Raw genomic sequence first — 14625 nt, 5'->3', positions numbered from 1 at the left:
TTTAGAAACAAGAGCAGATATGAACTTACACACATTGTTATTAGACAAATTTAAAGCCGCACTTATTGCAATAGGCGCACCTGAAGGCACGCCTGCTCCTCTTAGTCGCACTACTCGTGCTGGATTTGGGCATTATCAGTTTAATGGCGCGATGGCGCTATCAAAAGTGCTTAAACAAAACCCGCGAGAAATAGCGCAAAAAATTGTGGACGCGGTTGAGTTAGATACTGAAGTTGAAAAGCTTGAGGTTGCAGGACCTGGTTTTATTAACATTTATTTGAACCCCGAGTGGTTAGCGCAACAATTACAAGCCGCTAACGCTGATGTTCGTCTTGGTATTGAAGCTGAACAGCAACAAACTGTAGTTGTAGATTACTCAGCGCCTAACCTTGCTAAAGAAATGCATGTTGGTCATTTGCGTAGCACCATTATTGGTGATGCAGTGGCTAAAACCCTTGAGTTTTTAGGGCATAAAGTCATTCGCCAAAACCATATGGGGGATTGGGGCACACAATTTGGCATGTTGCTAGCGCACCTCAATGACAAATTAGCCGCTAATGAAGTAGCTGAAACTGCATTATCTGATTTAGAAGATTTTTACCGAGCAGCTAAAGTACGCTTTGATAATGAAGAGGGTTTTGCAGATCGTGCCCGTGATTACGTTGTAAGGTTGCAAAGTGGTGATGCCCAATGTATGCAGCTTTGGCAAAATTTTATTGATGTATCGATTGCTCATAGTGAGGAAGTATACGACAGGTTGAATGTCGCCCTTAAACGCAGTGATGTAATGGGTGAAAGTGCTTACAACAATGATTTGGCCGCTACAGTAGCGGAGCTTCAATCTGCAGGCATAGTAGTCGAAAGCCAAGGCGCACAAGTAGCATTCTTGCAGGAAATGGCCGATAAAGAGGGTAACCCCGCAGCCTATATTGTACAAAAGTCTGGTGGCGGGTATTTGTATGCTACTACCGACCAAGCGGCTATTCGTTATCGTAACGGTGTATTAGGCGCTGACCGGACATTGATTTTTACTGATGTTAGGCAGGCTTTGCATTTTAAACAAACAGAACTGGTTGCCCGAAAAGCCGGATTTATCAATGCACAGCAAAGTTACGAACATTGTCCATTTGGCATGATGTTAGGTAGTGATGGTAAACCGTTTAAAACCCGTACCGGTGGAACAGTTAAGTTGGCTGAGTTATTGGACGAAGCGATTGAGCGAGCGGAAGTGCTAATCAATCAGCGTGAATCTGATTTGTCAGCACAAGAGCGTAAAATTATCGCTGACAAAGTGGGTATTGGCGCGGTGAAATACGCTGACCTAAGTAAAAACCGTACAACAGATTACATCTTTAACTGGGATAGCATGCTCAGTTTTGAAGGCAATACTGCACCTTATTTACAATATGCCTATGCCCGTGTACAAAGTATTTTCAGAAAAGCCCATGTAGATGACGTGAACTTACAGGCTGATATCCAGTTAGACGAAATGCAAGAGCAGCTACTTGCGATCAAGTTAATGCAATATGTTGAAGCTATTAAACAAGTTTCAAACGAGGCCACGCCTCATGTACTTTGTACTTATATATATGAGCTAGCTAGTTTATTTATGGGCTTCTACGAAGCTTGCCCAATATTAAAAGAAGGTATTGATGAGCAGACTAAAAACAGTCGTCTAATGTTAGCTCAATTGACTGCGAAAACTTTGCAATCAGGTTTAGACTTGTTAGGTATTGAGACTATGGATAAAATGTAAAAGACTTCATCTCGAAACAAACTATTTTAATCAAAGAACCCGCAATTTTGTGGGTTCTTTTTTTTTCAACTCATAAAATCTCAATTTGAGCTAAATGCTGATATATTCATATCTGTTTTCTAACTATATTTATAATAAATGAGACAACTAACATGGTGAAAATTTTAGCATTTGCAGGCAGTGGCAGAAAAGATTCAGTTAATAAGAAAGTAGTGGCTATAGCCGCTAAAGGTGCCCAAGAAGCTGGCGCTGAAGTGACTATTGTCAATTTGGAAGATTTCGATATGCCTATTTTTAATGAAGACCTAGAAGCAAAGCAGGGTATGCCTGTAGAAGCCCAATCCTTTAAGGAATTACTCATAAGCCATGACGGGTTTTTAATTGCATCTCCAGAATACAATAGTTCTTATAGTAGCTTATTTAAAAATGCGATTGATTGGGCATCGAGAAAAACCGGTGACGAAAAGCCAATGGCCGCTTATCGTGGCAAAGTCGCCGCAATTATGGCCGCTTCGCCCGGTGCGTTAGGTGGTATGCGAGTTTTAGTTGTATTGCGTATGTTGATGGAAAATTTGGGGACTATGGTGTTACCTAATCAAAAGGCCATAGGAGGTGCATTTGCTAAGTTCGATTCTGATGGCAACATTACTGATGAAAAAACGGAAAAAGCGTTAAAGGCTCTTGGTAAAGAGTTGGTTGAAACCCTAACTAAGTTGAAAGCGTAAACTTATCTAGGGTTTCATCTTTGTTTTATTCGGTCAGTAAAAATTCATGTTCTGGGTCAACAATTAAGCGCCCAGACATGGCTTCTCTTCCCAGCAACATAAGATATTTCATTTCAGAACGGTCGGTAAGTGTCAGTTCTATGCTCCACTGCATACCGGCAATTAAAATGTCTGTTTCGATGACATAACGTCTTTGTTGCGTAGCGTTAGAGCTTTTAACTTTACGTACACTTTTAACTTTTGCCTCTCTTTGCATCAATTTGTTCACATCATGTGAGTCCGGGTGAATATCAAATCGTACCCATTTTTCATTTTCTTTTTTAAACATGACAATATTATCTACATGCAATGAGGATGTAGTGGCACCCGTGTCAACTCTTGCTTCCAATCCGGTTAGCTTGAGTTTTGGTAAATCACATAGTTCAAGCGCGCCTACTAAATGTTTTTCATTCATCTAAGTTACTCTTTAATCAATAATCGAAGGGTCATCTACAACCAAGTCGTCTTGTAAGTTATCTTGTAATAATCCGAGGTGTTCGGCGACTGAATCAGGTTTCCTAAAATAAGCAATGTGATACATAGCTTCACCTTCTTGGGTTAAGGGAATGTTTTGTTTACCAATAACCACCCCCTCTTCAGGACAAGTTACTTTGCATAATTCAGTCCCATAAGGGTCTGCAATAATGGCCAATATTCCCCCTTTGCTTACATGATCTCCTAACTGCGCAACATGGCTAACAAACCCGCTTTCTGTGGCCCGTACCCAGCCACTTTGACGTGCTACAAATTTGGATATTTTGTGTCCTTTGCGTTGGCGCTTATTTAACATGCCTATTTCTCGCATCACGTTAATCACACCTTTTACCCCAGCTCGGATAGAAAACTCATCATACCTAAGTGCTTCTCCCGCTTCGTATAGAAGAACTTTCACGCCAGCGTCTCCAGCTGCCTGTCTAAGTGTACCTGGCCTGATGTCAGCGTTAAGTAAAACGGGTAATCCAAACGATTCTGCCATAGCTAATGTGTCCGCATCGTCCAAGTCTGCCCGGATTTGAGGGAGGTTACTGCGATGAATCGCGCCCGTATGTAAGTCAATGCCAACGTCACACTTAGCGACGATTTCATTTAAAAATAAGTGAGCTAACCTCCCGGCAATAGAACCCTTTGAACTGCCAGGGAAACTCCGATTAAGATCTCTTCTATCTGGTAAATAACGACTTTGATTTAAGACTCCATAACCATTCACAATAGGCACTGCGATTAATGTGCCTCGTAATGATTTCAATGATTTGCTTTTGAGTAATCGGTTGACGATCTCAATGCCATTTAATTCGTCACCATGCACGGCACCACTGACAAACATCGTTGGTCCATCTCGCTTGCCACGTTGCACATGCACCGGCATTGACATCCTAGTATCTGTATACAAAGGTGGCATAGGTAATTCAATACGTTTGGTTTCACCACGCTTGATCGTTACTCCACCAATTTCAAGATCTTTCATTTCGCCTTTTTCTCTCTTCTTATTGTCATTAGGTCGGTTTGTTTCGATATGCTGGATGAACATGCCAGCAACGGTTTTACCTTTTTAATTCCAGCGATGTCGTTACAAAGATAACGCGCACATTTTAATAATTTGATAACAACAGGTACAGCACCTAATTCTTCTAGGTTTTGCATATTACGTGCAGCTGTGGCGTAACGTAAAGGGTTATTTTGCTTAGAATAAAAAATCAAATTATTTGCCGATGGCACCATAAAAATAGCAATTCAGCGCAAATTTTAAGGCGCTATACGCAAGGTTGTTTTTTGTCGGTTTAACAGTCTAAATCAAACGTCGAAAATGCAAGAGGATTTCCTTTTAAAAACAGTTTGAAAGTAAACGACTGAGCATGCCTCTAATGCGTTGTGTTAATTCAAATAGTGCTCGACATTGATTTATTGGAGAGCATTGAACTGACCCCCCTCAGTCGTTCTGAAATGCTATTGTCGAATAGTTGTAGCTATATTCAGAATGACTTAAACGATTTATTTATAGGATAGTTACGCTACCTATACTGTCATTCCGTTACAAAATCCGTTAAAATCCGCGTCCTTTTATTTCGAGTACAACCCTATTATTTATGTTTGAAATCAATCCTGTACATAATGCGCTAGCGGATATAAAACAACGTGCCGATTCGCTTCGGGGGTATCTTTGACTATGATCAGAAGAAAGAACGCCTTGAAGAAGTTAATCGCGAGTTAGAAAGTTCTGAAGTTTGGAACGAGCCCGCTCGGGCCCAAGCTTTAGGCAAAGAAAAAGTGGCGCTAGAGCTAGTTGTCGAAACCATAGTGCAGCTTGAGCAAGGCTCAGAAGATGTGGCAGGCTTGGTTGAACTGGCTGTTGAAGCTGAAGATCAAGAAACCTTTGATGAAGCTGAATCAGAATTAGCTGAATTGGTTAAAAAACTCGAAACCTTAGAATTTAGGCGTATGTTTTCTGGGCCAAATGATGCTAATGATGGCTATATTGATATTCAGTCGGGCTCAGGTGGTACTGAAGCGCAAGATTGGGCCAACATGTTGCTGCGCATGTATTTACGTTGGGGCGAAGCCCACGGATTTAAAACCGAATTAATTGAATGTTCTGATGGTGATGTGGCTGGTATCAAAAGTGCCACTATTCGTTTTAGCGGTGAATATGCATTTGGCTGGATACGCACCGAGACTGGTGTGCATCGTTTAGTGCGTAAATCGCCTTTTGATTCTGGTAGCCGCAGGCATACCTCTTTTGCCTCAGCGTTTGCTTATCCAGAAGTTGATGATGATATTGAGATTGAAATAGATCCTTCGGATTTACGTATTGATACTTACCGAGCATCAGGTGCGGGTGGACAACATGTTAACCGTACTGACTCTGCGGTGCGTATTACCCATGAGCCCACTAATATTGTTGTGCAATGTCAGAACGATCGTTCACAACATAAAAATAAAGCACAGGCGATGAAACAATTAAAGGCCAAGCTTTATGAACATGAAATGCAAAAGCAAAATGAAGAAAAACAAACCATGGAAGACGGTAAGTCAGATATTGGTTGGGGCAGCCAGATACGTTCGTATGTGTTAGATGACTCGCGCATCAAAGATTTGCGTACTGGGGTCGAAAGCCACAATACTCAAGCCGTATTAGACGGTGACTTAGATAAATTTATCCAAGCTAGTTTAAAGTCTGGCCTGTAAAAGTAAAGTAAATAACAGTAAACCAATATTTGGAAATGACGATGACTGAACACACCCAAGATGAAAACAAATTGATTGCAGAGCGCCGCGCTAAACTTGCGCAGATTCGCGAGAACTGCCCATCAAACGGTTTCCCCAATGATTTTCGTCGTGAATTCTATAGTGATGAATTGCAACAAGCCTTTGGCGAACATGAAAAACCAGCATTAGAAGAGCTTGGCAAAGTGGTCAGCATTGCTGGGCGTATCCTAGCTAAACGTGGTCCGTTTTTGTTGTTGCAAGATATGAATGGTCGTATTCAATCTTATGCTTCTAAAGATACACAAAAAGACATTAAAGAACGTTTTGGTAGTTTGGATATAGGCGATATTATCGGGGTTAAGGGAGAATTACATAAGTCAGGTAAAGGTGATTTATATGTGAACATGACCGAATACCAATTGTTGACTAAGTCATTACGTCCACTACCTGAAAAATTTCATGGTTTGGCAGATCAAGAAACTAAATATCGCCAGCGTTATGTGGATTTAATCACTAACCAGCAAACCCGCGATACTTTTATGATCCGTAGCAAAGTAGTGAGCGGTATTCGTAACTTTTTAACCGAACGCAACTTTATGGAAGTTGAAACTCCTATGTTGCAGGTAATTCCGGGCGGCGCTACAGCTAAACCTTTTACCACTCATCATAATGCACTTGATATCGATATGTATTTACGTGTTGCCCCTGAACTTTACCTTAAACGTTTAGTTGTGGGTGGTTTTGAGCGAGTGTTTGAAATTAACCGTAATTTCAGAAACGAAGGTTTGTCCACCAGACATAACCCCGAATTTACCATGCTAGAGTTTTATCAGTCGTATGCTGATTATCACGATCTGATGAACCTAACTGAAGAAATGTTACGTAAAGTGGCTCAAGATGTACTTGGTACCACCATCATTAAAAACACCACCAAAGATGTCGATGGTAATGTTGTCAGTGAAGTGAACTACGATTTTGGTCAACCTTTTATACGTTTGAGCATGAACGATGCAATCATCAAGTATTGGCCTGAAGCCAATGTTGAAGCAATCAAAGATCCTGAAAATCACCTGCCAGAGCTTAAAGTTATGGCTAAGCAGCTGCATATTAAAGAGCCTGAAGTGGATGGGATTTGGGGAGCAGGTAAGTACTTGTGTGAAATTTTCGAAGCAACAGCTGAAGAAAAGCTCGATCAACCTACCTTCATCACAGCGTACCCTTGGGAAGTTTCACCATTAGCCCGAAGAAATGATGACAATAGTTTTGTCACTGATCGTTTTGAGTTTTTTGTTGGTGGCCGTGAACTAGCTAATGGTTTCTCAGAGTTAAATGATGCCGAAGACCAAGCTGCACGTTTCCGTAAACAAGTCGAAGAAAAAGACGCCGGTGATGATGAAGCCATGCACTTTGATGAAGACTACATTCGTGCTTTGGAATACGGGTTACCACCAACAGCAGGTGAGGGTATTGGTATCGATCGTTTAGTGATGTTATTTACGGATAGCCCAACGATTAAAGACGTCATTTTGTTCCCGCATATGAAGCCAGAAGTACCAGCTGAATAACGAAAAATTTTTATCTTTCAAAAAAGACGCTTAGGCGTCTTTTTTTGTCTCTAATCTTCTAATTTGTTCAACCAGAAAATGGTTTGTAGGTGTTTTTATCTTTAGTTTTGTAGCCATTTTAAGCACGTAACCATTTATATATTCAATTTCAGTTTTGCGCATAAAAGCAATATCTTGATGCATAGACGAATAGTTATTGGCAGTGGCATTTATCACATTCAGTACATTATTGATTAATTCCAATGTTGTAACTGGATAACCTGCTTTACTCATTACCTGGGCTATTTCCGCGCAAATTTCGGCGATATCTTTTTGATACCCAATATCTGAAAGTTGGCCATTCTTAATATTATGGATAGCAGTAAGAGGGTTGACTACCCCATTAATTGCCAGTTTTTTCCAAAGTGCTAAGGTTATATCTTTATGCCATGTACTGGGTGGAAGAAGAGATGAGAGTATTGGTGTTATTGAATTCTGTAATGAAGTGTTTGGCTTTTTTATCCAGCCAAAATGAGTTTCACCTAAACCAGTTTCAGTTATTCTTTGATCCGAGGGTTTAAATGCACCATAACTCGTTGTAGCTGCAACTAACGAATTGTTTGGGAACATAGCGCGAACTTGTTCTATGGTACCCATACCATTATGCAATAACACAAGGACGTGGTGTGATTGAATGAAAGGCTTCATCTGTAAAAGAATAGGCATCACTTGATAAGCCTTAACAGGTAAGATCAAAACATCGAAACTTTTAGGATGATGAATATCTGATACAGCAGGCGTTATCTTATGTTGTTGGCCAGTTATATCTTGTACTTGAAAACAAAAGTCTTGTTTCGTACGTAGCAGTAGTTGGTAATTGAGTTTCAACGTGGCGCATTTAAAGGACAATAAACTACCGATTGCACCTTTTCCAACAATGCCAATCTTAGGCTTAGTTGGCATTGTTGTTGATTGGGCTGAGTTTATATTTGGGCCACTGTAACAACCAAGGTGAGGTCACATTTTTGAGGGTGTTCTCAAACTCCTTAGTTTTAAAAAGCGCTCCAAAATCAGGCGAACAACACACTGAAATATTTTGCCCTTTATACTCAAATCTTATGCAGTAGGCATGCAGATATACTCTGTCTGACGTGTCTGCTTTATAAAGACTGTCTCCTAAAATTGGACTACCTAAACTTTTTAATGCAACCCTAATTTGATGGGTTTTACCGGTTAATGGTTTGATTAAGAATAAACGAATACTAGGAGATATTGAAAAGCTGAAAAATTGAGAATGTGCAACATTACTGTCAGTGCTGTCCAACATCCATTTACCATCTCTGACTTTTTTCATTCCCCCTTTGACTGTACCTTGTTTCTTTTTGGGTTTTTTCGATGATATAGCCAAATAGTATTTTTCTATTTGTTTATGTTCAAATAGCTGACCAAATACTGCCGCTGCTTTTGCATGTTTAGCCAGAATTAAAATACCGGAAGTGACTTTGTCTAACCTGTGCACCAACCATAATTTCTCAATATTAAGTTGCTGGCAAAGTAGAGGTAAGATACCTGATTGATTGGCCTCATTTTGCACTGCGACATTACAAGGTTTGTGAACCACCATAAAATCAGGATGATCAAATAACACTTTGATTAAATCTTGCAAAACGTTTTGCTATTCCAACAGTTCAATAGCGCTGGCGTAATCTAAATTATCAATAGCCTTTTTTAATTTATTTAGTTTTTCCGAAGGAAAACCTAAGGATTGAGAGTAGTCTTGCATTTTACTATCAGAAATAAATTCATTACGCTTCAAAGCCGCTATTAACTCAGCCTTCTCATCTTGTTGGATGTCTTCTGTAGGACTTTCTTCAACTTCATTTTCTACAGAGTAGTTTTCTACTACGGTAATAGTTTGCTTAAAAATCTTCGAAAACGCTTCTAAGGTGTAATCGGTTATTGGATTAGCCAAATCTACTTCAAGGTCTTTGCATGCTTGATGTAAGGTTTTCATACCTAGATTTCCACTCACACCTTTTATGGTGTGCACATCTTGTTTCGCAGCATCAATATTTTGCTGTAGTAAGTGCTCTTCGAGTAAAGTATCAAAGTGTGCATATTGTCGGATGAATTTCTTTAAAATTTGTACCAATAACAATTGGTTACCGCTAAATTGATTGGTAGCAAATTGTGCGTCGAAAATATTTAGATCAGAGCCAGACAAAATAGCGTTTCCTCAAATGTTATTAGGTATTAAAAGGTTATTTGGATTTTGTTTTTCATATTCTAGCAAACAATACTGCGTATTTGTTACTCGATGTAAATTACTGATATACCTAGTTACTTTATTTATAAACTGCAGGTAGACTAGAACTCATATGTTAGTTCTTTTTATTTTTAATTGGATGGTATTTTGCAAGCAAATCAGACTCCTTTTGCAGAGCGTTTAAAGGTATTACAAGATCATGCAGTTGTACAAACTTTAAATGGAATACGCCATGGGATTGAGCGTGAAACTTTACGTATTAATCCTGATGGTGGTTTAGCTCAGAGCCCACATCAAACAGCATTAGGCTCGGCATTAACCCATGAGTTTATTACCACTGATTTTTCTGAGTCATTATTAGAATTTATTACTCCGCCAGAAGTGTCTGTACAAAAAACAATCTCCCAGTTAAATGATGTACATAAATTTGCTGTCTCAAATATGGGTGATGAACGTCTTTGGCCTATGAGTATGCCTTGTTTTATTGAAAATGAAGATGCTATCCCTATCGCCAATTATGGCTCTTCAAACATTGGCAAGATGAAAACCTTATATCGAGTAGGTTTAAAAAACCGTTACGGAAGTATGATGCAAGCAATCTCTGGCGTGCATTTTAATTTTTCTCTGCCTGATGAGTTCTGGCAACAATGGTTAGATAAAACATCTGGAGAAACTGCTGACAAAGATGCGGTTTCTGCAGCGTATTTTGCATTGATTAGAAACTACCGTCGTTTTTGTTGGTTAATACCTTATTTGTATGGCGCGTCTCCCGCTATTTGTGGTTCGTTTATCAAAGGTAAGGAAACTAATTTACCTTTTAAAAAACTGGGGCGTGGTACCTATTATCTACCTTTTGCCACATCACTAAGAATGAGTGACTTGGGCTATACCAATAGTGCACAATCTGGTTTAAATATTTGTTATAACCAAGTAGATAGCTATATTGCTTCTTTACGAGCAGCTATTAACCAGCCATCTTCTGCTTACCAAAAGTATGCGGGTAAAAAAGAGGGGGCGTATCAACAGTTAAATGCCAACGTATTGCAGATTGAAAATGAACTGTATTCACCTATTAGACCCAAACAACCCACTAAGCCATTAGAAAAACCGTCTGAGGCACTCGATAAAAGAGGCGTTAGTTATATAGAGGTGCGAGCGTTAGATGTTAATCCATTTAGTGCAATCGGCATTGAGGAAAATCAATTTTATTTTCTTGATGTGTTTTTGTTGTATTGTGTCACGAAGACAAGTGCAGTGATGGATGCCGAGCAGTATCAAGAGACTGAAATTAATTTAAGTGCCGTTGTTGATCATGGACGAGACCCAGAACTTTTACTCTCAAATGCGCAGCAAAAAATTGGTTTATCAACATGGGCATTGCAGCTGTTTGCTGAAATGCAAGAAGTGGCATTGGTGCTGGACCAAGCGAATAATACAACGCATTATTCATCTGCATTGCAGCAGGAAAAACAAAAAATACTTGATCCTAGCTTGACGCCCTCAGCAAAAATTTTACAGCGATTGATTAGCCAACAATGTGATAATGGTTCATTAGGCTTGGCATTAGCAGAAGACTACAAACAGCAATTATTAGATTCTGATTATGCCTTTATGAATGCTGAAGAATTGGCTGAACACGCGAGTTTATCCATTGAGAAACAGCGTGTTATTGAGCAGCAGGATAATGTTTCTTTCGATGATTTTTTAAGTAGTTATTTTTCGGTTGCCACAACCAATTAATTTAAGGCAAAAAAAAAGCCTGATATATATCAGGCTTCAAAGCTACTACCAGGGAAAACACACAATAACTAGAACACGTTAATTAAGAGTAGGTTATGGATCAAAAGTTCACAAAAAAATATTATTTTTTAAAAATTATTTTAATCAGCATATCTAGCACCTTATTTTTAGCGGCTTGCACCACCACGCCACCGCAAAATATTAGTAATATTTGCGATATTTTCACTGAAAAGCGCGATTGGTTTGAAACTGCAATCGATATGCGAGAGAAGTGGGGAGTGCCTATTCATGTGCCTATGGCCATGATGTATCAAGAAAGCTCATTTAAAGCTAAAGCTCGTCCACCCAAAGACTATTTCTTCTTCGGCCTGATCCCTTGGGGACGCGTTAGCAGTGCCTATGGTTACTCTCAAGCCAAGACACCAACTTGGGATGACTACAAGCGAGAAACCGACAATTCCTGGGCCGACCGTACAGATTTTGATGATGCAATGGACTTTATGGGCTGGTTTATTAGTAAAAGTAATGAAATGAACGGCGTATCAAAATGGGATGCAGAGTTGCAGTATCTTAATTATCACGAGGGCTGGGGTGGATATCGCCGAGGCAGTTATAATAAGAAATCGTGGCTTAAAGACGTCGCTAAAACTGTTAACGCTCGCTCCTTAAGATATGCGACCCAATTAAAAACCTGTGAAGATGAGCTATCTAAAGGCTGGTTTTGGAGATTGTTCACCTAACAAATCATAAGTACAGGCCATTCTTTGGCCTGTTATATCCCTATAACATCTTAAAATTTGCGTATTCATTCGGGGGAACATTGGTTGTTTTTGTCCTAGAACCCTTCTTTTCCATTTAGTGCGTCCACCCATATCAGCTTTACCTTAATGGCTTTAAACTCAGGCTGAGAGATACATTTTTTGGAGGTATGGTTCCCCTCAAATATTTGAAAAAATAATAATGAATTCGACCGGCTGTTTTTTACAAAAAATAGACTCTAGTTTTTAAAATGTATTCTATTTTAGGTTTATAAGTATCTCTATTATATAGTGTTAACAACTGGCTAATTGAAACCAATTAGCCAATACTGACATTCTAAATTTGCATTAGGTGTGTTTTATGAAAGGTATTGTTTTTGTAAAGTTTAATGATTTTATTGAAGAGCTTTGGGGGGATGAATTCTGGGATGAGTTACTTGATGAAGCTGAGTTACCCAGTGAAGGTATCTACACCACTGTCGGCACTTATGATGACCAAGAATTATTTACATTAATTGGCTTGGTTGTTGATAAAAAAAATATATCAGCAAAAGACGCACAGTTTGCTTTTGGTAAATGGGTGTTTAAAGAACTCTATAACTTGGCTCCACCTGGCGCCCACGATTTTAAAGATGTGTTTGAATTTTTGCGTGCGGTTCAATACTTTATTCACGTTGAGGTGAAAAAGCTGAATCCAGATGCATTACTGCCCGAATTTGAGTTTTTATCTGAAACACCTAATCAACTCTCTTTTCACTACCAATCTCCGCGTAAGTTATGTTATTTCTGTGAAGGTATTGTACACGGGCTTGCAGAGCACACAGGACAAGAAGTTAAGGTATCCCAATCCGAATGTGAGCATGAAGGCGATCAACGTTGTGTGATAGAGGTAGAAAAGGTGTGACACAATCTGCAGAGCCAGAGTCTAATGATAGCGCTGACCAATCAGTTAATGAATTGGAGAAACGCATTGCTGTTTTTGAACGTAAAGCTATTAGAGAGAAAAAAGCACGCAACCTTGCTGAAAATCAATTGGAACGCTTTTCGTTAGAGATTTATCAAACCAATCAATCTTTGAAAAGTGCACTGGCTTTTTCTACAAAAAAACAATCCGAACTCGAATATCTTGGCAGAGCGTCTTTGGGAGTTTCTTCAGAGCTGCCGTTAGACGATATGATAAAAAATATGGTTGAGCTCACATGTCAGTATTGTTCTGCAGAATATGGTTTTTATTTTGTTTCTAAGGGTGGGGCGGCAATTGACGGCAAGCTTAACGATGCTTGGAGTGATGAACACGGATGGCGAAGTGAAAGTGAGCTTCAGTAATTGGTTATTGAAAATTTGCCATTAACTGAAACTAAGGTGTTGGAGTCTTGGTTTATTTCTCCCGTTACTGATGACAAAAATCAGCACGAAAAAGAGTTTGGCTGGGTACTGTATATGAACTTTTCCTTATCCAGAGGTAAAATCGGTTGGTTGGCTTTTTTGAGTGACATGGAATTGGTTGAAGAGGAAATATTTCCAATTTTAGCAACTGCTAGAGATAATCTAACTAGCGGTATTCGAAGACGATTGACCGACGTGCGTATATTAAAACGTAATGTACAGCTTCAAGACTCAGTGAACAAACTAGAAAGTGCTAAACGCCAACTCATACAGTCAGGTAAAATGGCGGCGCTGGGCCAATTGGCTGCTGGTGTTGCCCATGAAATTAACAATCCTATCGCTTTTATCCGTTCCAACATGCAAGTACTCCAAGAATATTTAGAGGACTATAAGAAACTACATGATGAAATTAGAAGTGAATTAGCAGTTAATAAAAGTTTAGATACGGAATCCTTTACTTCATTATGTGAAAAAGTACATCTTGCGTATATCGAAGAGGATTCAACAGATTTGCTAAATTCCAATATTGAAGGACTAAATAGAGTTAGAGAGATTGTAGAAAATTTAAAAAGTTTTTCTCATTCTGGAGATGTTAAGCAGGTTCAAATATCTATAAACGATTGTGTTGAAACGGCACTTAAAATTGCTGGAAATGTATTTAAATATGAGCACCAAGTCGACAATCAGGTGACTAACTCTAGCTCTTTAATCCTTGGAAGTTTGGGGCAATTACAGCAGGTTTTCGTTAACTTATTTGTCAATGCAGCCTATGCCATGGAAGGAGGAGGGAAGCTCAGTCTATTTCAAACTGAAGACAATCATAGGCTGATTATTCATGTTAAAGACACAGGCACCGGCATGGACAAAGAAACCGTAGAAAAACTATTCACTCCATTCTTTACCACTAAACCTGTAGGCGTGGGTACCGGTTTAGGATTGTCAGTTTCCTATGCCATTCTTGAAGCCCACGATGCACAGGTAACAGTGGATTCTGAAATTGGATTTGGAACCACCTTTAACTTATCTTTTCCAATTGTTAATGCTTAGACTGCAGAGAGTTGTTCCTCAACGACCAATTGAATAGGTTCTGCTTGGCTTTTTTCAAATTGGATTAGCTTGGTAATAGTTGCTGCGTATTCCGGTGATTGTGAACACCCATTCCGGTCTGAACGTGAACACCTGAGCATCCCCGCATTGGGCTAGTGTG

Annotated in this window: 15 protein-coding genes; 9 read left to right on the top strand and 6 right to left on the bottom strand. The window is 39.4% G+C overall.

From position 1 onward, the window contains the following. Positions 1–19 precede the first annotated feature (19 nt). Together argS and QZ488_RS05740 are read left to right on the top strand one after the other, a co-directional pair. Positions 20–1756 carry an arginine--tRNA ligase gene (gene argS / locus QZ488_RS05745; RefSeq protein ID WP_293746854.1) on the top strand — a complete coding sequence of 579 codons (1737 nt, stop codon included), beginning with the start codon at positions 20–22 and terminating at the stop codon, positions 1754–1756. A gap of 152 nt (positions 1757–1908) precedes the next feature. Then, positions 1909–2481 carry an NAD(P)H-dependent oxidoreductase gene (locus tag QZ488_RS05740; RefSeq protein ID WP_293746853.1) on the top strand — a complete coding sequence of 191 codons (573 nt, stop codon included), beginning with the start codon at positions 1909–1911 and terminating at the stop codon, positions 2479–2481. 25 nt (positions 2482–2506) lie between these two features. Here QZ488_RS05740 and QZ488_RS05735 read toward each other — a convergent pair whose 3' ends face one another. The 3 genes from QZ488_RS05735 to QZ488_RS05725 are packed head-to-tail and all read right to left on the bottom strand — an operon-like array spanning position 2507 to position 4218. After that, positions 2507–2935 (bottom strand): RimK/LysX family protein, encoded by a 429-nt coding sequence (locus QZ488_RS05735; RefSeq protein ID WP_293746852.1) that lies wholly within the window; start codon positions 2933–2935, stop codon positions 2507–2509. 12 nt (positions 2936–2947) lie between these two features. Further along, entirely contained in the window at positions 2948–3985 is a 1038-nt protein-coding gene (locus QZ488_RS05730) for a succinylglutamate desuccinylase/aspartoacylase family protein (protein WP_293746851.1), read from the bottom strand. Continuing rightward, the gene (locus QZ488_RS05725; RefSeq protein ID WP_293746849.1) at positions 3982–4218 is read right to left on the bottom strand and encodes a hypothetical protein; all 237 of its coding nucleotides are present in this window, start codon (positions 4216–4218) and stop codon (positions 3982–3984) included. The genes QZ488_RS05730 and QZ488_RS05725 overlap by 4 nt, the downstream gene beginning before the upstream one ends. 386 nt (positions 4219–4604) lie before the next feature. Here QZ488_RS05725 and prfB point away from each other — a divergent pair. Next, positions 4605–5703, top strand: a protein-coding gene (prfB, locus tag QZ488_RS05720; protein WP_293746848.1) for a peptide chain release factor 2 whose coding sequence is annotated in 2 segments (ribosomal slippage) — positions 4605–4679 and positions 4681–5703 — 1098 coding nt in all. Because the reading frame shifts where the segments join, the coding sequence is not laid out codon by codon here. Between the two features lie 41 nt (positions 5704–5744). Continuing rightward, the gene (lysS, locus tag QZ488_RS05715) at positions 5745–7289 is read left to right on the top strand and encodes a lysine--tRNA ligase (RefSeq protein ID WP_293746846.1); all 1545 of its coding nucleotides are present in this window, start codon (positions 5745–5747) and stop codon (positions 7287–7289) included. A 30-nt stretch (positions 7290–7319) separates the two neighbouring features. Here the strand turns inward: lysS and QZ488_RS05710 are convergent, their stop codons facing one another. The 3 genes from QZ488_RS05710 to QZ488_RS05700 are packed head-to-tail and all read right to left on the bottom strand — an operon-like array spanning position 7320 to position 9492. Continuing rightward, complete coding sequence (locus QZ488_RS05710; RefSeq protein ID WP_293746844.1) at positions 7320–8231, bottom strand: 2-dehydropantoate 2-reductase; 912 nt, start codon at positions 8229–8231, stop codon at positions 7320–7322. Further along, positions 8221–8934 (bottom strand): TIGR01621 family pseudouridine synthase, encoded by a 714-nt coding sequence (locus tag QZ488_RS05705; protein WP_293746843.1) that lies wholly within the window; start codon positions 8932–8934, stop codon positions 8221–8223. The genes QZ488_RS05710 and QZ488_RS05705 overlap by 11 nt, the downstream gene beginning before the upstream one ends. Before the next feature lie 9 nt (positions 8935–8943). Beyond that, complete coding sequence (locus tag QZ488_RS05700) at positions 8944–9492, bottom strand: Hpt domain-containing protein (protein ID WP_293746842.1); 549 nt, start codon at positions 9490–9492, stop codon at positions 8944–8946. 189 nt (positions 9493–9681) lie between these two features. Between QZ488_RS05700 and gshA the strand changes: the two genes are divergently transcribed. From gshA to QZ488_RS05675, 5 genes are all read left to right on the top strand, one after another. After that, positions 9682–11274: a glutamate--cysteine ligase gene (gene gshA / locus QZ488_RS05695; RefSeq protein ID WP_293746841.1), complete on the top strand. Its 1593-nt coding sequence runs from the start codon at positions 9682–9684 to the stop codon at positions 11272–11274. 95 nt (positions 11275–11369) lie between these two features. Beyond that, the gene (locus tag QZ488_RS05690) at positions 11370–12014 is read left to right on the top strand and encodes a hypothetical protein (protein WP_293746840.1); all 645 of its coding nucleotides are present in this window, start codon (positions 11370–11372) and stop codon (positions 12012–12014) included. Between the two features lie 379 nt (positions 12015–12393). Then, on the top strand, positions 12394–12936 hold the full coding sequence (locus QZ488_RS05685; protein WP_293746839.1) for a heme NO-binding domain-containing protein: 543 nt from the start codon (positions 12394–12396) through the stop codon (positions 12934–12936). Further along, positions 12933–13358 carry a hypothetical protein gene (locus QZ488_RS05680; RefSeq protein ID WP_293746838.1) on the top strand — a complete coding sequence of 142 codons (426 nt, stop codon included), beginning with the start codon at positions 12933–12935 and terminating at the stop codon, positions 13356–13358. Before QZ488_RS05685 ends, QZ488_RS05680 begins: the two co-directional genes overlap by 4 nt. After that, positions 13359–14465, top strand: coding sequence for an ATP-binding protein (locus QZ488_RS05675; protein ID WP_293746837.1), 1107 nt, complete (start codon positions 13359–13361; stop codon positions 14463–14465). The last annotated feature ends 160 nt before the right edge of the window (positions 14466–14625 follow it).

It is taken from the genome of uncultured Paraglaciecola sp., from assembly GCF_913020055.1.
In the GTDB taxonomy this organism is placed as follows: Bacteria; Pseudomonadota; Gammaproteobacteria; order Enterobacterales; family Alteromonadaceae; genus Paraglaciecola.
The sequence above is the reverse complement of the archived record's forward strand: the minus strand, read 5'-3'. Positions and strand labels throughout refer to the sequence as shown.